At 60.4% G+C, this 20,474-nt stretch carries 18 protein-coding genes; 9 read left to right on the plus strand and 9 right to left on the minus strand.

Features of this window, described 5'->3' with window-relative positions:
* The first annotated feature begins 63 nt into the window (after positions 1-63).
* Positions 64-2,205 carry a catalase HPII gene (gene katE / locus KZH41_RS01550; RefSeq protein WP_263274256.1) on the plus strand — a complete coding sequence of 714 codons (2,142 nt, stop codon included), beginning with the start codon at positions 64-66 and terminating at the stop codon, positions 2,203-2,205.
* Between the two features lie 99 nt (positions 2,206-2,304).
* Here the strand turns inward: katE and KZH41_RS01555 are convergent, their stop codons facing one another.
* From KZH41_RS01555 to zur, 4 genes are read right to left on the minus strand one after another with little or no spacing between them, the layout of a single operon-like run.
* Complete coding sequence (locus KZH41_RS01555) at positions 2,305-3,024, minus strand: PA5502 family lipoprotein (protein ID WP_263274257.1); 720 nt, start codon at positions 3,022-3,024, stop codon at positions 2,305-2,307.
* Between the two features lie 37 nt (positions 3,025-3,061).
* Positions 3,062-3,850 (minus strand): zinc ABC transporter permease subunit ZnuB, encoded by a 789-nt coding sequence (znuB, locus tag KZH41_RS01560; RefSeq protein WP_094949676.1) that lies wholly within the window; start codon positions 3,848-3,850, stop codon positions 3,062-3,064.
* Positions 3,843-4,628, minus strand: a complete 786-nt coding sequence (gene znuC, locus KZH41_RS01565; protein WP_263274258.1) for a zinc ABC transporter ATP-binding protein ZnuC — start codon at positions 4,626-4,628, stop codon at positions 3,843-3,845. The genes znuB and znuC overlap by 8 nt, the downstream gene beginning before the upstream one ends.
* Positions 4,628-5,110 (minus strand): zinc uptake transcriptional repressor Zur, encoded by a 483-nt coding sequence (gene zur / locus KZH41_RS01570; RefSeq protein ID WP_094949674.1) that lies wholly within the window; start codon positions 5,108-5,110, stop codon positions 4,628-4,630. The genes znuC and zur overlap by 1 nt, the downstream gene beginning before the upstream one ends.
* Positions 5,111-5,168: 58 nt before the next feature.
* Here zur and KZH41_RS01575 point away from each other — a divergent pair, with 58 nt between their 5' ends.
* Positions 5,169-6,098 (plus strand): zinc ABC transporter substrate-binding protein, encoded by a 930-nt coding sequence (locus KZH41_RS01575; RefSeq protein ID WP_263274259.1) that lies wholly within the window; start codon positions 5,169-5,171, stop codon positions 6,096-6,098.
* A 112-nt stretch (positions 6,099-6,210) separates the two neighbouring features.
* Here the strand turns inward: KZH41_RS01575 and KZH41_RS01580 are convergent, their stop codons facing one another.
* Both KZH41_RS01580 and KZH41_RS01585 read right to left on the minus strand, forming a co-directional pair.
* Positions 6,211-7,164, minus strand: a complete 954-nt coding sequence (locus tag KZH41_RS01580; protein WP_263274260.1) for a homoserine kinase — start codon at positions 7,162-7,164, stop codon at positions 6,211-6,213.
* Positions 7,165-7,220: 56 nt separating this feature from the next.
* Positions 7,221-7,511 (minus strand): DUF2782 domain-containing protein, encoded by a 291-nt coding sequence (locus KZH41_RS01585; protein ID WP_094949671.1) that lies wholly within the window; start codon positions 7,509-7,511, stop codon positions 7,221-7,223.
* A gap of 74 nt (positions 7,512-7,585) precedes the next feature.
* On the opposite strand from KZH41_RS01585, the gene polA reads away from it, so the two are divergent.
* Positions 7,586-10,375 carry a DNA polymerase I gene (gene polA, locus KZH41_RS01590; protein ID WP_263274261.1) on the plus strand — a complete coding sequence of 930 codons (2,790 nt, stop codon included), beginning with the start codon at positions 7,586-7,588 and terminating at the stop codon, positions 10,373-10,375.
* A 269-nt stretch (positions 10,376-10,644) separates the two neighbouring features.
* Here the strand turns inward: polA and yihA are convergent, their stop codons facing one another.
* Positions 10,645-11,286, minus strand: coding sequence for a ribosome biogenesis GTP-binding protein YihA/YsxC (gene yihA, locus KZH41_RS01595; protein WP_042943980.1), 642 nt, complete (start codon positions 11,284-11,286; stop codon positions 10,645-10,647).
* A gap of 192 nt (positions 11,287-11,478) precedes the next feature.
* On the opposite strand from yihA, the gene KZH41_RS01600 reads away from it, so the two are divergent.
* The 6 genes from KZH41_RS01600 (at position 11,479) to KZH41_RS01625 (ending at position 17,065) form a co-directional block, all read left to right on the plus strand.
* Positions 11,479-11,781: a c-type cytochrome gene (locus tag KZH41_RS01600; RefSeq protein WP_094949669.1), complete on the plus strand. Its 303-nt coding sequence runs from the start codon at positions 11,479-11,481 to the stop codon at positions 11,779-11,781.
* Positions 11,782-11,814: 33 nt separating this feature from the next.
* Positions 11,815-12,441 (plus strand): c-type cytochrome, encoded by a 627-nt coding sequence (locus tag KZH41_RS01605; protein WP_094949668.1) that lies wholly within the window; start codon positions 11,815-11,817, stop codon positions 12,439-12,441.
* 170 nt (positions 12,442-12,611) lie between these two features.
* Positions 12,612-13,247: a thiol:disulfide interchange protein DsbA gene (gene dsbA / locus KZH41_RS01610; RefSeq protein ID WP_094949667.1), complete on the plus strand. Its 636-nt coding sequence runs from the start codon at positions 12,612-12,614 to the stop codon at positions 13,245-13,247.
* Positions 13,248-13,257: 10 nt separating this feature from the next.
* Positions 13,258-14,136, plus strand: a complete 879-nt coding sequence (locus tag KZH41_RS01615; RefSeq protein ID WP_094949666.1) for an endonuclease/exonuclease/phosphatase family protein — start codon at positions 13,258-13,260, stop codon at positions 14,134-14,136.
* Entirely contained in the window at positions 14,133-16,199 is a 2,067-nt protein-coding gene (locus tag KZH41_RS01620; RefSeq protein ID WP_263274262.1) for a diguanylate cyclase, read from the plus strand. The genes KZH41_RS01615 and KZH41_RS01620 overlap by 4 nt, the downstream gene beginning before the upstream one ends.
* A gap of 89 nt (positions 16,200-16,288) precedes the next feature.
* On the plus strand, positions 16,289-17,065 hold the full coding sequence (locus KZH41_RS01625) for an N-acetylmuramoyl-L-alanine amidase (protein ID WP_094949664.1): 777 nt from the start codon (positions 16,289-16,291) through the stop codon (positions 17,063-17,065).
* A 98-nt stretch (positions 17,066-17,163) separates the two neighbouring features.
* Here the strand turns inward: KZH41_RS01625 and KZH41_RS01630 are convergent, their stop codons facing one another.
* Together KZH41_RS01630 and algB are read right to left on the minus strand one after the other, a co-directional pair.
* Positions 17,164-18,951 carry an ATP-binding protein gene (locus KZH41_RS01630; protein WP_094949663.1) on the minus strand — a complete coding sequence of 596 codons (1,788 nt, stop codon included), beginning with the start codon at positions 18,949-18,951 and terminating at the stop codon, positions 17,164-17,166.
* Between the two features lie 10 nt (positions 18,952-18,961).
* Complete coding sequence (gene algB / locus KZH41_RS01635; RefSeq protein WP_094949662.1) at positions 18,962-20,308, minus strand: sigma-54-dependent response regulator transcription factor AlgB; 1,347 nt, start codon at positions 20,306-20,308, stop codon at positions 18,962-18,964.
* Positions 20,309-20,474: the final 166 nt, after the last annotated feature.

Below are 20,474 nucleotides of genomic sequence, written 5' to 3' on the forward strand. Positions count from 1 at the left end.
CTGGGTGTTTGCTCAAACGAGCCGGGGACCGCTCTGGCCACTTTGAATAAGGAGTTTTGACTGATGAGTACCAAGAAGCCAGCTACCCCGCCGAAGAGTGAGCTTGCGGGCACCGACACCCTGGACCGTGGCAACACCAACGCCAAGCTGCAGGCCTTGGAGGAATTCCGTTCCGACGCGACCGGCCAGGCGCTGCGCACCAACCAAGGCGTAAAGATTTCCGATAACCAGAACACCCTCAAAGTTGGCGCCCGTGGCCCGTCGCTGCTGGAAGACTTCATTATGCGTGAAAAGATCACGCACTTTGACCACGAGCGCATCCCGGAGCGCATCGTGCATGCCCGCGGTACGGGCGCCCATGGTTACTTCCAGACCTATGAGAACCATTCGGCGCTGAGCAAGGCCGGTTTCCTGCGTAACCCTGAGCATAAAACCCCGGTGTTCGTGCGCTTCTCCACCGTACAGGGCCCGCGTGGTTCGGGCGATACGGTGCGTGACGTGCGCGGCTTTGCCGTGAAGTTCTTCACCGACGAAGGCAACTTCGACCTGGTGGGCAACAACATGCCGGTGTTTTTCATTCAGGACGCGATCAAGTTTCCCGACTTCGTGCACGCAGTAAAACCTGAGCCCCACAACGAGATTCCTACCGGCGGCTCGGCCCATGACACGTTCTGGGATTTTGTCTCGCTGCAGCCGGAATCGGCGCACATGGTGCTGTGGGCCATGTCCGACCGTGCCATCCCCAAAAGCCTGCGCACCATGCAGGGCTTTGGTATTCACACGTTCCGCTTGATCAATACCGAAGGTAAGTCGAGCTTCGTGAAGTTCCACTGGCATCCCAAAGTCGGCACCTGCTCGCTGGTGTGGGACGAAGCGCAAAAGCTTGCCGGTAAAGACACCGATCACCACCGTCGCGACTTGTGGGAAGCGATTGAGGGCGGCGACTACCCTGAGTGGGAGTTGGGCGTACAAATCGTTGCGGAAGAGGACGAACACAAGTTCGACTTCGACCTGCTCGACCCGACCAAGATCATCCCCGAAGAGCTGGTGCCGATTACGCCGCTGGGCAAGATGGTGCTGAACCGTAACCCGGACAACTTCTTCGCCGAAGTCGAACAGGTCGCCTTCTGCCCAGGCCACATCGTGCCGGGTATCGACTTCACTAACGACCCGCTGCTGCAAGGCCGTCTGTTTTCCTACACGGACACACAGATCAGCCGTCTCGGTGGCCCGAACTTTCATGAGCTGCCGATTAACCGGCCGGTGACGCCGTTCCATAACGGCCAGCGCGACGCCCAGCATCGCACCGTGATCGACAAAGGCCGTGCGGCCTACGAGCCGAACTCGATTGATGGCGGCTGGCCGAAAGAAACCCCTCCGGCTGCTCAGGATGGCGGTTTCGAGACCTACTACGAGCGCGTCGACGCCAACAAGGTGCGTGAGCGCAGTGAGTCTTTTGGCGACCACTTCTCGCAAGCCACGCTGTTTTTCCACAGCATGAGCCACCACGAGAAAGAGCACATCATTGCGGCCTACAGCTTCGAGTTGGGCAAGGTGGAGCGCGAGTTTATCCGTGCCCGTCAGGTCAATGAGATTTTGGCCAATATCGACCTGGAACTGGCCAAGCGCGTTGCGCAGAACCTCGGTTTACCGGCGCCGACCAAAGGCACTGTGGCGCCGCGTAAGTCCTCGCTGAAAGAGTCGCCGGCATTGAGCCAGGTGAACCTGCTCTCGGGCGATATCAAGACGCGCAAAGTCGCGATCCTGGCGGCTAACGGTGTAGAGGGTGCAGCGATTGCCGCGCTGAAGAAGGCGCTGGAGGCTGAGGGCGCACACGCCAAGCTGCTGGGGCCGACGTCGGCACCGGTGACCACCGCCGATGGCAAGAGCCTGAAGGTGGATGCGTCAATGGAAGGTATTCCGTCGATTGCGTTTGATGCGGTGTTTGTACCGGGCGGCGCCAAGTCGGTGCAGGCATTGAGTGGCGATGGCGTGGCGTTGCACTTCCTGTTGGAGGCGTACAAGCATTTGAAGGCGATTACGGTTGCCAGTGATGCCAAGCCGTTGTTGGATCTGCTGAAGCTGGAAGTGGATGCGGGGTTGATCGTTGGGTCGGATGCCAAAGCATTTAAGGCGTTTTTCGCCGCGATTGCACAGCATCGGGTTTGGGATCGTGAGCCTAAGGCTAAGGCGATTCCGGCTTAAGTTATTGGTTGACCGTTAGACCGCTATCGCGGGCAAGCCCGCTCCCACACTTGGATGTATTCACAGTTCAAATGTGGGAGCGGGCTTGCCCGCGATGCTTTATTCCGCCTTGCGCGGCGTCAGCACAATCTGCGCCGGGATGTGTTTCACAACCTGCCGGTGAATTTTCAGGTCATATCCCGAATCAATTCGCTTCACCCGTTTGCTCAGCAACGTGGCCAGCCATGGGTAATCCTGGGTGCGCGGCGCCTGGATGGTCACGTCGCATTGGTAATTCACCACATCGGTGGCGATCGCATCCAATTGATGGCGAAGTTCTTCGATATCGGTGAGGTTCAGCGCAACCGTGGTGCTTTCAGCGGCCGGGTCGATGACCTTGGCTTGTGGTTTGGCTTCGGCAGCTTTTAAGGCGGCTTCGGCTTTATCCAACTCGGCTTTGCGGGCGTGGCTGATGGCGCTGTTTACGCCGCCGGTCAGCGCCGGGGCCTTGGGCATCAGTGCGCGGGCACGGCTCAGGGCAGTGGCGGCGGCGTTGACGTCACCTTTTTGCAGCACGATCTGGCTGCGCTGCAGGTAGGCTTCGGCCAATTGGCGCTGGTAAGCTTCCAGAGCCGGATCGTTGGGCGACTGGGCCTGCAAAGCGGCCAGCTCATCCTCGGCAGTGGCTAGCTCACTGCTGGCCAGGTTTTGATCCAGCTGCGCGATGGCCGCAGCGCGTGCGTCCAGTACCTCGGGGGTAGCGGGCGGTGTGCTTTGACAGGCGCCCAGCAGCAGGGAAAATGCGGCAAGGAGCAGATAACGGGCGTTGAACAGCTTCATTCCTGCGACTCTCTATTTGCGCAAAAAGCGAGCAAGTCTACACCCCTCGACGGGGCAGGACAAAACTCAGCAGAAAGAGGGCGGCCGCCGTGACGACAATCGACGGACCGGCTGGCGTGTCCTTGAACCACGACAGCGCCAGGCCCCCGCACACTGCTAGCATGCCCAACAGGCTGGCGCCGATCGCCATTTGCTCCGGTGACCGGGCGTGGCGCTGGGCGGCGGCTGCGGGAATGATCAGCAGCGAAGTAATCAACAATACGCCGACAATCTTCATCGCGACAGCAATCACCACCGCGATCAATAACATCAGGGTCATGCGCAGGGCCGGCACGGGCAAACCTTCCACCGTGGCCAGCTCTTCATGCACGGTGATCGCCAGCAATGGGCGCCACAGGGCCACCAGCAAGAGCAGCACCGCGGCGCTGCCGCCGAGGATCCAGGCCAGGTCGGTGGGGCTGATCGCCAGCAAGTCACCGAACAGGTAAGCCATCAGGTCGATGCGCACCTCATGCATGAAGCTCAGTACCACCAGGCCCAGGGACAGGGTGCTCGGCGCCAGGATGCCCAGCAGCGTGTCGGAGGCCAGCGGCTGGCGCTGTTGCAGGGTCACCAGCAGTACCGCCAGCAGCAGGCAGCCGACGGTGACGGCGATGGTGGGGCTCACATCCAGCAAAAAGCCCATGGCCACGCCCAACAGCGCGGCGTGCGACAACGTGTCGCCGAAGTAAGCCATGCGCCGCCAGACCACGAACGAGCCCAATGGGCCCGCCACCAGTGCCAAAGCCAAGCCTGCCAGCAGGGCGTAGAGCAGAAAATCAGCCATGCTTGCAGCTATCTCCATGGACGTGGGTATGGGGTGTGGCGGGATCGTCGACTACAGCGCCATGCAAATCATGAGCGTGGTCGTGATGGTGGTGGTAAATCGCCAGGCTCTGGGCGTTTTTTCCGAACAGTTCGACAAACGCCGGGTCGCTACTGACCTGCTCCGGGTGGCCGGAGCAGCATACGTGACGGTTGAGGCACACCACTTGGTCGGTGGTGCTCATCACTAAGTGCAGGTCGTGGGAGACCATCAGCACGCCGCAGCCATGGCGGTCGCGCAGGCGGGTGATCAGGCTGTACAGCTCGGCCTGGCCGGCGACGTCGACGCCTTGCACGGGCTCATCAAGCACCAGCAACTCGGGCTCGCGCAATAAGGCGCGGGCCAGCAGCACGCGCTGCATTTCGCCGCCGGAGATGCTTTGCACCGGGCTGTCGATCACCTGTTCGGCACCGACTTCCTTGAGCGCAGCCTGCGCGCGGGCGCGGTCTACACCGGGTACCAGGCGCAAAAAACGCAGCACGGACAGCGGCAATGTCGGGTCGACGTGCAGTTTTTGCGGCATGTAGCCCACGCGCAGCTTCGGCTTGCGCCACACGCTGCCGGTGTCAGGCTTGAGCAGGCCGAGCACGGCACGCACCAGGGTGGTCTTGCCGGCGCCGTTGGGGCCGATCAGGGTGACGATCTGCCCGGGCTCCACGCTGAGCGCGATGTTATCCAGCACGTTTTGCCCGGCGAACGTGACCCCAACCTGTTCCAGGCGGATTAACGCGTTGCTCATCAAGCCCCCTGGCAACCCGAGCAGAGCCCGACCACTTCGACCGTTTGCCCTTCGACCCTGAAGCCGACCTCGGCCGAGCTCTTGATAATGGCGTCGCTGATGCTTTTTTGTTCAAGCTCAATGGCGGCGTGGCACTCGCGGCAAATCAGGAACTGGCCTTGGTGCGCGTGTTCCGGGTGGTTGCAGCCGACGAAGGCGTTGAGCGAGGCAATGCGGTGCACTAGGCCGTTTTCCAGCAGGAAATCCAGCGCGCGGTACACCGTTGGCGGCGCGGCGCGGCGGCCGTCCTGCTCGCTGAGCACGCCCAGAATGTCATAGGCGCCCAGCGGCTTGTGGCTTTGCCACACCAGTTCCAGCACCCGACGACGCAACGCGGTCAGGCGAAGGCCCTTTTGTGCGCACAGGGTATCGGCCTCCGACAGCGCGGTGTGCACGCAGTGAGAGTGGTCGTGGGGACGGCTGGCAAGCGGTGTTTTAGGCATGAGCGGCGACAGACATTTGATAGAGACGTTATTATGTTACCCGTTCCTACGTCATTGAGTGGTCATCGTGTCCCGACTTTTTCCTGTTTTTGTCGTATTTGTCACCAGTTTGTTCGTCGCCGGGGCGGCGCAAGCCGAGGTCAAGGTGCTGACCAGTATCAAGCCGTTGCAGTTGATCGCCGCGGCGGTGCAGGACGGCGTGGCCGTTCCAGAAGTTTTGCTGCCGCCCGGCGCGTCACCGCATAACTATGCCTTGCGCCCATCCGACGTACGGCGCGTGCAGTCGGTGGACCTGTTGTATTGGATCGGCCCGGACATGGAGAGCTTCCTGCCGCGCGTGCTCAAGGGGCGTAGTCTGCCCACCGTGGCGGTACAGGACCTTGCGGGAATGAAACTGCGTCGTTTCGGTGAAGATAGCCACTCGCATGCCGACGATGCCGACGAACACGACCACGATCACCGCCCAGGCAGCCTGGATGCGCACTTGTGGCTGTCGACGGTTAACGCGCGTGTGATTGCTGCACGCATGGCGGCTGACCTCAGCACTGCCGACCCGGCCAATGCTGCGCGGTATCAGAGCAATGTGAAGGCGTTCGATGAGCGTCTGGATGCGTTGGACGCGCGCTTGAAAGCGCGTTTGGCGAGCGTGGGCAACAAGCCTTACTTCGTGTTCCACGAAGCCTTCGATTACTTCGAGGACGCTTACGGGCTCAAGCATACCGGCGTGTTCAGCGTTGCCGCCGAAGTGCAGCCAGGCGCCCAGCATGTAGCGGCGATGCGTACGCGGTTGCAGGAAGTCGGTAAGACCTGTGTGTTCAGCGAGCCGCCGTTGCGCCCGCGTTTGGCTGAGACACTGGTGGCTGGTTTGCCGGTGAAGTTGGCGGAGTTGGATGCGTTGGGTGGTTACACGCCAGCGACGGCTCAGGGTTATGAGCAGGTGCTGGAGAAATTGGGGAATGATCTGGCTGGGTGCCTGGACTCGCTCTAACCATTGCCGCATAACCAATGTGGGAGCGGGCTTGCCCGCGATGGCGGCGTGTCAGTCGACACCGCTATCGCAGGCAAGCCAGCGCCCACATTTTTTTGACCGAGTAGGCCTTTTAGAGCGCGAACGGCAGGTGGATGGTTACCTGCTGACGCTGCGCCAGCCGATGCTCAAACTCCGCCGGGTCATGAATCAACACATCCTGCCCGGCAAACGACTCCGCGGCGATCAGGCGTGACAGCCAGAACCGCACGCATGCCACGCGCAACAGGGTCGGCCACAACTCGGCCTCCTTGGCTGTAAACGGGCGCAGACCCGCGTAGGCGCCCAGCAGCGCACGGGCGCGTTGCCCATCGATCACCCCGTCCGCATCCGAGCACCAGTCATTCAAGGCAATCGCCACGTCATACAGCATTGGGCCTGAGCAGGCGTTGTAGAAGTCGATCAACCCTGTCAGATACGTGCCTTCGAACATTGCGTTGTCACGGAACAGGTCGGCGTGAACGTTGGCGCGTGGCAGGGCGAGGATCTCGGCCTTGTGGGTTTCGATCTCGGTCAGCGCATCTTGTAGCAGGCGCTGCTGCGCGTCGTTCAGGTGCGAAATAAGCTGCGCACCCTCAGTGAGCATCCAATCCAGCCCGCGATCGGTCTTGCGCTCCAGCACCTTTTCGCCTTGAGTGGCCAGGTGCAGATGGCCGAGCAGGTCGCCAACCTGGGCGCAATGCTGGGCGTTGGCGTCCTTGATGTGCTTGCCGGCCAGGCGCGGTTGCAGCAACGCCGGTTTGCCCTTCAGCTCGCGAAGCGCCACACCGTCGGTGGTGCGCAGCGCGTAAGGCACCGGCAGGTCGGCGTCATGAAGTACGTCGAGCAGTTCGATGAAGAATGGCATTTCTGCGACCGGGCCGCGTTCAACCAGGGTCAGGACGAACTCGCCCTGTTCCAGGCTGATAAAGAAATTGGTGTTTTCGCTACCGGCGGCAATCCCCTGGAAATCAAGCAGGCGGCCGAGCCCGTAAGGGGCGAGAAAGGTTTCCAGCTCGGGCCGAGCCAGCGGGGTGAACACAGACATGGTTAAAACTGCCAGTACGGGCGCCGTGGTGTGCGGCGCCAATTTAAGTTAAGAAATCATTTCCATTCGAAAATCTTCCATGACGGGATCAGCATATCCGGCTGGTCAGAGCGGATGAAGTTCGCATCGGTTCCGTCCGCGCGCACCAGGAAATACGGTGGCGCGCCCTTCACGGTGACCTTGATCGCGTACAGGAAACCGTTTTGGCGGTACTCCTGGATGGTTCTGTCACCCTCGGTGCGGATCGTGACTTCCGGGTCTCCTGAGGGCGCGGTGTCAGCTGCCGTGGCGGCCAGCGGCAAGAACGCAATCAAGCCGGTCAACAACAGGCGATTTACTGTACGCATGATAACCTTGTCCCTTTGTCGTCATTGGTCCGGCTATTCTAGCGCCTGACCCGCCGAAAAGGTTGATCCTGCTCATGAGCCAAGCCCCCCTCGTCCTGGTGGACGGTTCTTCTTATCTGTACCGCGCCTTTCACGCGCTGCCACCGTTGACCACCTCCAAAGGCCTGCCGACCGGTGCGGTCAAGGGCGTGTTGAACATGCTCAAAAGCCTGCGCAAGCAGTATCCGGGCAGCCCGTTCGCCGTCGTATTCGACGCCAAGGGTGGGACCTTTCGCGATGACATGTACGCCGAATACAAGGCCAACCGCCCGAGTATGCCCGATGACATGCGCCTGCAAATCGAGCCGCTGCACCAAAGTGTGATCGCCCTTGGCTTCCCGTTGCTGTGCGTCGAAGGCGTGGAGGCCGATGACGTAATCGGTACTTTGGCCCGCAGCAGTGCGGCGGCGGACCGCCCGGTGGTGATTTCTACCGGTGACAAAGACATGGCGCAGTTGGTCGACGGGCACATTACCTTGGTCAACACCATGACCGGTAGCGCGATGGACATTGAGGGCGTGAAGGAGAAATTCGGTGTCGCTCCGGAGCAGATCATCGATTATCTGGCGCTGATGGGCGATTCGTCGGACAACATCCCAGGCGTTCCGGGCATTGGGCCGAAGACTGCTTCCGGCCTTCTGGTGGGCGTAAACGGCGGCCTCAAAGAGCTTTATGAGCAGCTGGATATCGTACCGACCCTGCCGATCCGCGGGGCCAAGAATCTGCCGGCCAAGCTCGAAGAGCATAAGGAGATGGCATTCCTGTCCTATCAGCTGGCGACGATCAAGATCGACGTACCGCTGGATGTGGGGCTGGACGATCTGCACCTGATCGAGCCGGACCGCGAAAAGTTGCTGGAGCTGTATACGCTGCTTGAGTTCAAGAGCTGGATTGACGAGATTCAGCGCGATGCCAAGCGTGTTGAGCTCAAGGCGTCGACTGAGGCTGCTCCGGCTGCTGAAGAAGTGATTGAGGCGGCTGCGCCGGTGGAAGCGTCTTACACCACCATCCTTGACCAGGCCACGTTCGACACTTGGCTAAAAAAGCTGAATGCCGCAAAACTGTTTGCTTTCGACACCGAAACCACCGGGATCGACGCCCAGCAGGCGCAGTTGGTAGGCGTTTCCTTTGCCGTGCAGCCGCATGAAGCAGCCTACATCCCGCTGACCCATTCCTACATCGGCGCGCCGGAGCAGTTGGATCGCGACACGGTTCTGTTGGCGTTGAAGCCGCTGCTGGAAGACTCGACCAAGCTCAAGGTCGGGCAGCACGCCAAGTTCGACATGAACATCCTGGCCAACTGCGCCATCGGTGGCGACCCTGCGCAAGGCATCACCGTGCGCGGCATTGCCTTCGACACCATGCTTGAATCCTACGTGTTGAACTCCACCGCGACCCGGCATGACATGGACAGCCTGGCCAAGAAGTACCTGGACTACGACACCGTCAGCTTCCAGGACATCGCCGGCAAAGGCGCCAAGCAGCTGACGTTCGACCAGATCGCGCTTGAGCAGGCTGGCCCGTATGCCGCCGAAGATGCCGACGTGACCCTGCGCCTGCATCAGGCCTTGCATGCACAGCTGGCGGCCATACCGAGCCTGGCCAGTGTGCTGACGGACATCGAAATACCGCTGGTGCCCGTGCTGGCGCGTATCGAGCGCCAGGGTGCGCTGGTGGATAAAGAGCTGCTGGGTATCCAGAGCATCGAACTCGGTAACAAGATGGTTGAGCTGGAGCGCCAGGCGTTCGAGATCGCTGGTGAAGAGTTCAACCTGGGTTCGCCCAAGCAGCTCGGGGCGATTCTCTATGAAAAACTTGGCTTGCCGGTACTGAAGAAGACCGGCAAGGGCCAGGCGTCCACGGCTGAGGAAGTGCTGGCCAAGTTGGCCGAAGACGATTTCCTGCTGCCCAAGGTACTGATGCAGTACCGCAGCATGAGCAAGCTGAAAAGCACTTACACCGACCGCCTGCCGGAGCAGATTAACCCGCGTACCGGGCGCATTCACACGTCTTATCATCAGGCTGTGGCCGCGACCGGGCGCTTGTCGTCCAGCGATCCGAACCTGCAGAACATCCCGGTACGCACCGCTGAAGGGCGGCGGATTCGCCAGGCGTTTGTCGCGCCAAAAGGCTACAAGCTGCTGGCGGCGGACTATTCGCAGATCGAACTGCGGATCATGGCGCACTTGTCCAAGGACGAGGGCTTGATGAATGCGTTCCGTAACGATTTGGACGTGCACACCGCTACGGCGGCCGAGGTGTTCAAGGTTGAATTGGCTGAAGTCAGTTCCAACCAGCGTCGCAGTGCCAAGGCGATCAACTTTGGCCTGATTTACGGCATGGGCGCGCAGAAGCTGGGTAAAGACATTGGCGTCGATACCAAGACCGCCAAGGCCTACATCGATGTGTACTTCGCGCGCTACCCCGGCGTTCGCGAGTACATGGAACGCACGCGCGCCCAGGCGGCCGATCAAGGCTATGTCGAAACCTTCTTCGGGCGCCGGCTGTACTTGCCGGATATCAATTCCAACAAGCCTCAGGAGCGAGCGGCGGCCGAGCGCACGGCGATCAACGCGCCGATGCAGGGCACCGCAGCGGACATCATCAAGAAAGCCATGGTGTTGGTGGATAATTGGCTGACTGAGTCGGGCCTGGATGCCAAGGTCATCCTGCAAGTGCACGATGAACTGGTGCTGGAGGTGCGTGAGGATCTGGTTGCAGAGGTCAGCGAGAAGATCCGCGAGCACATGAGCGCGGCGGCCAAGCTGGATGTGCCTTTGGTAGTAGACGTGGGCGTTGGCGATAACTGGGACGAGGCGCATTGATTTCGCGGCTCTGCCGTCACCGGGCGTGGTGGCAGAGCGCTTTAGATCAGAAGCGGGCGCCAGTTATTTCCAATAGTTTTTTGGACCTGCCGGAACTTAACCCGTGAACTGCTACTCAGAGTTACTGAATGGGTGGTGAAGCCCTTCAATGCTCCTATGTTGTGTTAAGTGTTGGCAGATATCTGGACCCCGCCCTAGCGGTCCGGAACTTGGACCCCGAACTTCCCCTCCCCATACGAAGTCCGGGGTTTTTTTTGCCTGCAGAAAAGTTATTCCGCGATTTCCGCGCCTTTGTCGGCTAACTCCATCCAACCGGCCAGCACAGTGTAGGCGTCTTCCAGGCCCATGCGCTTAGGCGCTGAGAACAGCTGGATGGTGATCGCATCACCCCAACCCTTACGGATTTCGGACTGCACTTTGAGCAGCGTGTTCTTGGCCGCGCCGTAGGTCAGCTTGTCGGCCTTGGTCAGCAGGATATGCATCGGCATGCCGCTGGCGACGGCCCAATCGAGCATCAACAGGTCGAAGTCGGTCATTGGATGACGGATGTCCATCATCAGAATCAGCCCCTTCAAACTCTCGCGACCACCCAGATAAGCCTCCAGGTGACGCTGCCAGTGCAGCTTCAACGGGATGGGTACTTTTGCATAACCGTAGCCCGGCAGGTCGACCAGACGCCGATCATCGTCTAGCTTGAAGAAATTGAGAAGTTGCGTGCGGCCCGGGGTTTTCGAGGTGCGCGCCAGGCTGGCGTGGGTCAGGGTGTTCAACGCGCTGGATTTGCCGGCGTTGGAACGGCCAGCAAAGGCGACTTCAAAGCCTTCGTCATCGGGGCATTGGTCCACTTTGGCGGCGCTGAGCATGAACGTGGACTGTTGGCACAGGCCGAGGATGGGGTTCTTGAGTTGCATGAGATTTCCGATGTGGGCGGTGCCGAAAAAGGGTGCGGCAAGCGGTGTCGTTTCCGTTTCAGTAGCGCCAGTATATAATGCCGCAGATTTTGTGTGTGCTTTGTCCCAGCGAAGGATGAAGTTCACGGGAGCGAAAGACCTTCATTGCGCATTAGAACGCAAAACGCTCTCAAACCCTGAAAAGGTCGATGTATGACCCGATGGTTGCTCGCTTTTGGTGTCCTGATTCCGCTTTACGGCGCTCAGGCTACACAGGATCCGGAGGCGGTGTACAACCGAGTTTGCGTGGCTTGCCATGCTGGCCAACTGCCCAATGCCCCTAAACGGGGTGACCAGGTAGCTTGGGCGCCCAGACTGGCGCAAGGTATGGACACGCTGGTGCAACACGTGACCCAGGGTTTCAAGGCAATGCCGCCGCGTGGTTTGTGCATGGACTGCAGTACTGAGGATTACCAGGCCATCATTGAGTTGATGGTGAGTAAACCCGGTAGATAACTCTTAAACCCTTAGCCGTAGTTGGATTAGCTGATGAACAAACTGATCGTGAGTCTGCTGTTGACCTTGGGCATCACCGGTGTTGCCCATGCTGCAGGCGACGCTACAGCGGGCCAGGCGAAAGCCGCCGTGTGTGGTGCTTGCCATGGACCGGATGGCAATAGCCCGGCGCCGAATTTCCCCAAACTGGCCGGCCAGGGTGAGCGTTACCTGACCAAGCAGATGCACGACATCAAGGACGGCAAGCGCACGGTGTTGGAAATGACCGGCCTGCTGACTAACCTCAGCGATCAGGACCTGGCGGACATCGCGGCGTATTTTGCCAGCCAGAAGGGCAGTGTGGGAGCTGCCGATCCGAAGCTGGTCGACAAAGGCCAGGCGTTGTTTCAGGGTGGCAAGCTCGCTGAAGACCAGCCCATCGGCGGCATGCCCGCCTGTAAGGCTTGCCACATCGCAGGCGGCAGTGGCCTGGCAGAGGCTGGCTTCCCTCACCTGAGTGGTCAGCACGCCCAATACACCGCCAAGCAATTGAAGGAATTCCGCGAGAAGGTTCGCTACATCGATGGCGATGCCAGCAACAAAATGATGACTGACATTGCGGCAAAGCTGTCGGATAAAGATATTGAAGCACTGTCCAGCTATATCCAGGGCCTGCACTGATGAGTCCGGCGACGTTAACGCTCGATTAATCCATCGATGCAAGCATAAAAAGGGTGGCTTAGGCCGCCCTTTTTTGTGGCAGGTGCCGGTACACTAACGAACTCATGCCCGCGTAGACCTGTCACAACTAAAGGTCGCGTGAGGCGACTTTATTTGTCCAGGAGTAAAGCATGCGTAATCTGATCCTCAGCGCCGCTCTCGTCACTGTCAGCCTCTTCGGCATGACCGCACAAGCTGCCGACGTGCCGCTTGAAGCCGGTAAAACCTACGTTGAATTGGCCAACCCGGTCCCGGTTTCGGAGCCAGGCAAGATCGAAGTGGTGGAGCTGTTCTGGTATGGCTGCCCGCATTGCTACGCCTTTGAGCCGACCATCAATCCATGGGCCGAAAAACTCCCGTCTGACGTTAATTTCCGTCGCATCCCGGCCATGTTCGGCGGCCCATGGGATGCCCATGGTCAGCTGTTCCTGACCCTGGAAGCCATGGGTGTGGAGCACAAAGTCCACAACGCCGTGTTCGAAGCTATCCAGAAGCAAGGTAAGCGCCTGACCAAGCCTGAAGAAATGGCTGATTTCGTCGCCACTCAAGGCGTCGACAAGGATAAGTTCCTGGCTACCTTCAACTCCTTCGCCATCCAAGGTCAGATCAAGCAGGCCAAGGAACTCGCGCAGAAATACGGCGTGCAAGGCGTACCGAGCATGGTCGTCAACGGCAAATACCGTTTCGACCTGGGCACTACCGGTGGTCCTGAGCAAACCCTCAACGTTGCCGACCAACTGATCGCCAAAGAGCGCGCAGCCAAGTAAGGGGCCTACCATGCGCCGCTGGGGTACTGAACGCGTCGTTGGCCTGCACGACCCGCAGGTCAACGAGCACCACCTGGAAACCACAGGCCTGCCGGCAGACAGCCGCTTGCGCCTGCTCAGCTTCAATATTCAGGTGGGCATCAGTACCGAGAAGTATCGGCACTACATCACCCGTGGTTGGCAGCACCTGCTGCCACACAACGGGCGGGCCGTTAACTTGCAAAAGATCGGCCATCTGCTGAACGACTTCGACTTGGTCGCCCTGCAGGAGGTCGACGGCGGCAGCATACGCTCCGGCTACATCAACCAAGTGGAACACTTGGCCCAGCTCGGCGCGTTCCCGTACTGGTATCAGCAACTCAACCGCAACCTCGGGCGCCTGGCGCAGCACAGCAATGGTGTGCTCAGCCGCTTGAAGCCGACTGCCATCGAAGATCACCCCTTGCCAGGCCCTAAGGGCCGGGGGGCGATCCTTGTGCGTTTCGGCGAAGGCCCTGAAGCCTTGGTCGTGGTGATGATGCACCTGGCGCTCGGGGGGCGTACGCGCAACCTGCAGCTCGCCTATATTCGTGAATTGATTGGCAACTACAAACACCAGGTACTGATGGGTGACATGAACACCCATGCCAACGACCTGCTGCAGAATTCCCCGTTGCGGGACCTCGGGCTACTGGCGCCGCAAGTCGAAGCCACGTTTCCCAGCTGGCGCCCGCAACGCTGTCTTGACCATATCCTGCTTAGTCCCACCCTCACGCTCGAAAGCGTGCAGGTGCTGGCGCAGCCCATCTCCGATCACCTGCCGGTCGCGGTAGAGATTCGTCTGCCGGGTTCGCTCACGGCTGATGCATTACCCGCGTTGAGCCCAGGCCCTCGCGGACCCCTTGCATGAGCGACGACACCCAGCGCTGGAAAGAGAAATACCTCAAAAGCATCGAGCAGCAAGACAAGCTCGAGCGCCGCTGGGCTGCCCGCCTCGACCTGCTGCGCAGAGGTCTGGTGCGCAGCACGCTGGCGGCGGAAGGGACCGACCGCGCGGTCGACCGATGCATGAAGGAGATGCGCGACGTGGTGCGTACCGACGACATGGACGCCGCCCTCGCCGCCTTGCTGCCGCGTTTGGAAAAAGCCGTGCTGGATTCGGAGCAGCGCCGCGAAACGCGCGTCGACCAGATGAGCACTGCACTCACAGCCCTGGTCGCGCAGCTGCAAAAGCTGCCGCTGCCGCGTGAGGTGGCCCGCCCGCTGAAAACCTTCGCCAAGCAACTGGATAGCCGAGTCGGACAGGCGCGGGAGATTCCGCTGCTACTCAGTGAGCTGAGCAGCCTGCAGGGGCAAGCCCTCAATAACCTGGAGCCGGACGGCGAAACCACGCGCCCTGGGCCAGGCCTGCTGCAACGCCTGTTTGGCGCGAAGGAAGTCTCAAATGACGCGCCGCTGGTCGAAGCCACGCCAGAGCTGGCTGCACCAAAGCCCGTTGCGCCCAAACCCGCGCCTGAGCCTCAAGAGCCGGCGCAATCCGAAGAACTGACAAAAGCTTTGCGCGCCTTCGCGCCGTTGCCGCAAGCACCGACACCCTCGCAGCCTGAACGTGTTGCACCCGCTGCGCCCGTCAAAGTGGCAGAGGCCGCTGGTGAAACATTTGTGTTCGAAGCTCCGGCATCAGTGGAGGCTGCCGTCCTGTCTGTCGAGGCGCCTGAACCCGAGACGCCTGTGCCGCCGACAGAGGAAGCTGCTCCCGAAAGCGCGCTCGCCGCATTTATCGAAGAGCCGCAGGCTGCGGTCGACACGCCGGAGCAAACCACCATCGGCAGTCTGTCCCTGCCGCCGGTGCTGGAGAGCCCCGAGCCCGATCCGGATGAACTGCAATCGGACGGCATCTACGCTCTGCCTGACTCGCCGGAGCCTTCCTACAGCTCCGTCGCCAAGCATATTGAAGACACTTTGCTCGGCCTGCTGGAAGACCTGTCGCTGCCTGAGCGTCACCGGCCCCAGGCCGAAGCCATGCGCGAGCGCCTGGCCCACGGCTTGAACTGGTACGAGCTGCTGCCGATCCTCGACGACCTGGCCGTGCTGATGCTGGCGATCACCGACAGTGGCCAGCACGAGTTCGAAGCCTACCTCAAGCAGCTCAACGAGCGCCTCGAGGCATTCCAGGGCCACCTGCAGGTAGCCAGTGAAGGCCATGCCGACAGCCGCTCGGCCGCGCAGGAGCTGGACACGCAGATTCGTGAACAGGTCGACGGTCTGCAAAGCAGCGTGCAGGACGCGGCCGATCTGGACAGCCTCAAGCACGTGCTGGAGAGCCACCTCGAAGGCCTGCTCGGCACGATGGACGCGCACCAGCAGCAGCGTGACCAGCGCGAGCAGGAAGTGGCAGCGCGCCTCAAAGGTCTGGCTGAGCGGGTGGCGAGCATGGAGCAAGAAGCCCAAGGCTATCGCGAGCATCTGGAAGTACAGCGCCAGAAGGCTTTGATCGATCCGCTCACCGGCCTGCCCAATCGTGCGGCCTGGAGCGAGCGCCTGGATCATGAAGTGAATACCTGGCACCAGAGCGGCAATAACCTGTCGCTGGCCATGCTGGACCTGGACCATTTCAAGCGCATCAACGACGGCTACGGTCACCTGGCGGGCGACAAGGTGCTGAAGATCATCGCTAATGTGTTGCGCAAACGCCTGCGCCCCACTGACTTTATCGCGCGTTTCGGTGGTGAAGAGTTTGTGTTGCTGATGCCGGACTCAGCCTTGACGGATGCCCTCGCCGTGGGCGAAGTGCTGCGTGCCGCGATCGAAGCGTGCCCTTTCCACTTCAAGGGCGAGCCGGTAACGATCACGGTCTCCATGGGTGTGGCGCAGTTCCAGCCGGGTGAGCGCAGTGACCTGGCGCTCAAGCGCGCCGATGAGGCGCTTTACCGTGCGAAGGCGGCGGGACGTAATCAAGTGCAGGCGGCCTAAAATATGTTCCATTTTTGTAATTTGGCCGCTCAGCCACGAACGGTACGTTACACTATTGCATTATCGTCTTCAGCGTAATGTCTTCTGCTATGAAATCCTTTTGCATCGCCTTTATGTTCCTCCTGCTCGCCGGCTGCGCCAGTGGCCCGCGCCTGGACACCAGCCACCCGTCGGTCAACCACGATAACCGCGTGCAGTTCGTGGTCGTCCATTACACCGCAACCAACCTTGAACGCTCCCTGGCGCTGTTAACCCACGGCCAGGTCAGCAGTCATTACCTGATCGGTGACGACGCCTCTGGCACCATTTACAAATTGGTGGACGAGAGCCAGCGTGCCTGGCACGCCGGGCAAAGCGAGTGGATGGGCCGTACCTGGCTCAACTCCAGCTCCATCGGTATCGAGATCGTCAACCCAGGCTATCGCGACACACCGACGGGCCGTGTCTGGTACCCGTATTCCGAGGCGCAGGTGCAGTCGTTGGTGGTGTTGCTCAAGGACATCAGCAAGCGCAATGGCATCGATCCCAAGAACATCATCGGCCATAGCGACATCGCGCCGCTGCGCAAGCTCGATCCGGGCCCGTTGTTTCCGTGGAAGCGTTTAGCGGCTGAGGGTTTGGGGATCTGGCCGGACGCGCAAGTCGTTGCTCGATTCCAAGTGCAGTACGCGGCTGACCTGCCGAGCGTCACCTGGTTCCAGGAAGAGCTGGCACGCCTGGGCTACCAGACACCGCAGACCGGCGAGTTGGATGTCGCCACACGGCATGTGATCGCGGCGTTCCAGATGCACTTCCGGCCAGCGCTGTTTGATGGCACGCCGGATGCTGAAAGTGCTGCGATATTGCGCGCATTGAACCGCAGTTAAGCGTGTAAGCCGATTCAAAATGTGGGAGCGGGCCCGCCACAGCAAGCCCGCTCCCACATTTCGTTCGGCGCGGCCGGTAGGTAACCCGAGTCGTCAGACTACAGCGGCAACGCCATATAGAACTGCGTACCTTGCCCCGGCCGCGAATACACACCCATGCGGCCACCGTGCAGTTGCACGATCTCTTTGCACAGTGCCAGCCCCAGGCCGGCGCCGCCTTTCTTGCGGCCCACCTGCACGAAGGGTTCGAAAATCCGCCCCTGCTGGCCGTAGGCGATGCCTTCGCCGTTATCTTCGACGCTGATAATCACGCGCTCGCCATGGCGGCGTGCCTGCAGGCGAATTTGCCCGCCATCGGCGGTATGGCGCAATGCGTTGCCTAACAGGTTGTCGAGTACACGCTCAAGCTGAGCCTGGTCTGCATACAGCCTGGGCAAATCAGGTTGGGCTTCCACCAGCAATTCGATGTTCTGAGCACTCGCCAGCTCAGTGAAACGCGCCCGTGCGTGCTCCAGCAGGTCGGTGACATCACAGGGCCCCAAGGTGAGTTTTTGCAGGCCATTCTGGTAGCGCGAAAAGTTGAGCAAGTCGTTGATCAACTGCATCAGGCGCTGCATTTCTTCATTGACCGTATCCAGCAAGTCCGCTTCACGGGAATCCGCCGGAAACTTTGCCCGCTCGCGGAACAGGCCGAAGGCCATGTGCATGCCGGTCACCGGCGTGCGCAGTTCGTGGGAGGCACGCAACACGAATTCGCTGCGCACGCGCTCAAAGGCACGCTGTTCGGTGACGTCATGCAACACCATCACTGCCCCGAGGATATGCCCCTGGGTGTGGCTGACCGGCGTCAGGCTGTAGGTCAGCAGGCGCAGTTCGCCTTCAACCTCCACTTCCAGATCTTCCGGCGCCCGCTCGAGGTTGCCGCCGCGCAGTACTAGCTGCAACTGTTCATCCATTTCCGCGCGGCCCAGCGCCTCGCCCAAGCCCTGGCCTAAACGTGCCTCGTCCCAGCCCAACTGGCGCTGAGCGACGGGGTTGAGATGCTCCAGGCGGCCTTGGCGGTCGATCATCAACAGACCGTCGTCGATGCTGTCGAGCACCGCTTGCAGGCGCTGCTGGCCAGCCAGCAATTCATCGACATTGGTCGCCTGATGCTGGCGCAACGCTTCGGCCATGATGCCGAAGCGCCGGGTCAGCAGGTTCATTTCCGCTGCTGAAGAGATCGGCAGCGTCACTTCGAAATCGCCCTGCCCGATCTTGTCGGCGGCTTTGGCCAAGGCTTCGATCGGCCCGCCAAAGCGCCGGGCGATGCCATGGGCGGTGATGAAGCCGATGATCAACACCGCCAGGCCCACCAGGCCCAGAAGACCGGCAATCAACAGCGCTCGGTCGCGGGATTTGTGTTCGCTGGCGTTGATATTCTCCAAGGCTTGTTTGTGTTCGGAGATCAGGCCGTTGCGCAACGCATTAAAGGTTTCGGTCAGCTTTTGGTTTTTATTGTTGATCAGCGAGCTTTGCTGGGCCTCGTCAAATGCCTTGATAAAATTCAGGTAGTCAACGCGTGCCTGGCTGAACCCGCTGAGCCTGCCGTCTTGCTGTTCATGGGCGATACCCTCATCCAGCAAGGCGAAGTATTGCTGTTTTGAGGTTTTCAGCACCTCGGGGTCCGGTTTCTCCTGCAACATCAGGATCAACTGGTCGCCCAAGGTCTGGCGCAGCTTGAGGCCAAGGTCCAGGGTGATGAAGTTGCTGCGGATCAGCGACTCCTGGCTCTTGGCCATTTGCATAACACTGACCAGTCCCAGGACCAGTCCCAGCAGGGCGACGGTGATCAGCGCTGAGATACTCAGGAATAAACGAGTGCGCAGTTTCATCGCTAGCTTCATAAGGTACAGCTCACAAGTTGTACTGTTTGCGTTTGCGGTACAGGGTCGACGCGTCGATGCCGAGAGTACGGGCCGCCTGGTCCAGGGTGTCGCTGGTGGCAAGTACCGCGCCGATGTGGGCTTTCTCCAGCTCATCCAGGCTCAACGCCGCGCCAATACGCGGTGCATTGTTGGTCGGCTGTTCGGCCATGCCGAGGTGGCTGATTTCAACCTTTTCCTGTGGGCAGATAATGCTGGCTCGCTCTACAACGTTTCGTAGCTCTCGAATATTCCCTGGCCAGCGGTAGTTGAGCAGCGCTTCTCGGGCGTCATCGCTGAAACCGCGAGCGGGCCGCGCGTACTCTTTGACGAAGCGCGCCAGGAAGCGGTCGGCGAGGGTCAGGATGTCTTCGCTACGTTCACGCAGCGGCGGCAGGTGCAAGGTGATGACGTTGAGGCGATAGAGCAAGTCTTCGCGGAAACGGCCGTCGCGCACCATGTCTTCGAGGTTCAGGTTGGTGGCCGCCAGGATGCGCACATCGGCGCGCCGGGTGACCGGGTCGCCTACGCGCTCATATTCTTTGTCCTGAATGAAGCGCAATAACTTGGGTTGTAAGGTGAGGGGAAAATCGCCGATCTCGTCGAGAAAAAGCGTGCCGCCGTCCGCTTGGTTGACGCGGCCCAAGGTGCTCTCACTGGCACCGGTAAACGCACCACGGCTATGGCCGAACAATTCGCTTTCCATCAGCTCGGCCGTGAGTGACGGGCAGTTGATGGTCACGCAGGACTTCTTCGAGCGCTTGCTCCAGCCATGAATAGCCCGGGCCAATTCACCTTTACCGGTACCGGACTCGCCGAGGATCAAGATGTTGGCGTCGGTGCCCGCGACTTGGCGCGCGGTCTCCAGCACCACCATCATGGCCGGGCTGTGGGAATCGAGGCCGTCTTTGGGTTGGCGCACTTCGCCTTCCAGCGCTTCCAGGCGTGCCGAGAGTTGGCGCACTTCCAACTGCTTGGCGGTGGCCAGGCGCAATTGGTCAGGGCTGCATGGCTTGACCAAGTAGTCGGCGGCACCGGCCTGGATCGCGTCGACCGCGGTATCCACGGCGGAATGCGCGGTAACAATCACCACGCGCATCCACGGCGCCTGAATGCGCATCTGGGCCAGTACGTCCAGGCCATTGTCTTCGCCCAGGCGCAGGTCCAAAAAGCACAGGTCGAACACCTGGCGTTGCATCAGGGCGTCGGCTTGGGCGGCGCTGTTGGCGGTGGCTACGGTATAGCCTTCATCTTCCAGGCAGTAACGGAAGGTGCGAAGGATCGCGGATTCGTCATCCACTAAAAGAATACGGCCTTGAAGTTCCTTGGCTGATTCCATCTGTCCCGCGCTCCTTAATATGAATGATGGTGTTTAGTCCCGGAATAATCGGGCAAGTTGCATGGTTTATTCTGATTGATAAAAAGCACCTTCGCGCAGGTATCTGCACACCCCTCTACAAACGCGCTGGTTGATGGCGTTTTCATGCCCTCTTGCCACTTCGGCA

It is taken from the genome of Pseudomonas sp. YeP6b, assembly GCF_025642995.1.
Lineage (GTDB): Bacteria > Pseudomonadota > Gammaproteobacteria > Pseudomonadales > Pseudomonadaceae > Aquipseudomonas.

What these genes read in the sequence shown, in the direction of transcription:
- znuB (WP_094949676.1), bottom strand. Translation starts at nt 3,850, where the DNA reads ATGGCTGATTTTCTGCTCTACGCCCTGCTGGCAGGCTTGGCTTTGGCA.
- zur (WP_094949674.1), bottom strand. Translation starts at nt 5,110, where the DNA reads ATGCCTAAAACACCGCTTGCCAGCCGTCCCCACGACCACTCTCACTGC.
- KZH41_RS01630 (WP_094949663.1), bottom strand. Translation starts at nt 18,951, where the DNA reads ATGAAGCTAGCGATGAAACTGCGCACTCGTTTATTCCTGAGTATCTCA.
- znuC (WP_263274258.1), bottom strand. Translation starts at nt 4,628, where the DNA reads ATGAGCAACGCGTTAATCCGCCTGGAACAGGTTGGGGTCACGTTCGCC.
- KZH41_RS01580 (WP_263274260.1), bottom strand. Translation starts at nt 7,164, where the DNA reads ATGTCTGTGTTCACCCCGCTGGCTCGGCCCGAGCTGGAAACCTTTCTC.
- dsbA (WP_094949667.1), top strand. Translation starts at nt 12,612, where the DNA reads ATGCGTAATCTGATCCTCAGCGCCGCTCTCGTCACTGTCAGCCTCTTC.
- KZH41_RS01620 (WP_263274262.1), top strand. Translation starts at nt 14,133, where the DNA reads ATGAGCGACGACACCCAGCGCTGGAAAGAGAAATACCTCAAAAGCATC.
- KZH41_RS01555 (WP_263274257.1), bottom strand. Translation starts at nt 3,024, where the DNA reads ATGAAGCTGTTCAACGCCCGTTATCTGCTCCTTGCCGCATTTTCCCTG.
- yihA (WP_042943980.1), bottom strand. Translation starts at nt 11,286, where the DNA reads ATGCAACTCAAGAACCCCATCCTCGGCCTGTGCCAACAGTCCACGTTC.
- KZH41_RS01585 (WP_094949671.1), bottom strand. Translation starts at nt 7,511, where the DNA reads ATGCGTACAGTAAATCGCCTGTTGTTGACCGGCTTGATTGCGTTCTTG.
- algB (WP_094949662.1), bottom strand. Translation starts at nt 20,308, where the DNA reads ATGGAATCAGCCAAGGAACTTCAAGGCCGTATTCTTTTAGTGGATGAC.
- katE (WP_263274256.1), top strand. Translation starts at nt 64, where the DNA reads ATGAGTACCAAGAAGCCAGCTACCCCGCCGAAGAGTGAGCTTGCGGGC.
- KZH41_RS01605 (WP_094949668.1), top strand. Translation starts at nt 11,815, where the DNA reads ATGAACAAACTGATCGTGAGTCTGCTGTTGACCTTGGGCATCACCGGT.
- KZH41_RS01600 (WP_094949669.1), top strand. Translation starts at nt 11,479, where the DNA reads ATGACCCGATGGTTGCTCGCTTTTGGTGTCCTGATTCCGCTTTACGGC.
- KZH41_RS01625 (WP_094949664.1), top strand. Translation starts at nt 16,289, where the DNA reads ATGAAATCCTTTTGCATCGCCTTTATGTTCCTCCTGCTCGCCGGCTGC.
- polA (WP_263274261.1), top strand. Translation starts at nt 7,586, where the DNA reads ATGAGCCAAGCCCCCCTCGTCCTGGTGGACGGTTCTTCTTATCTGTAC.
- KZH41_RS01615 (WP_094949666.1), top strand. Translation starts at nt 13,258, where the DNA reads ATGCGCCGCTGGGGTACTGAACGCGTCGTTGGCCTGCACGACCCGCAG.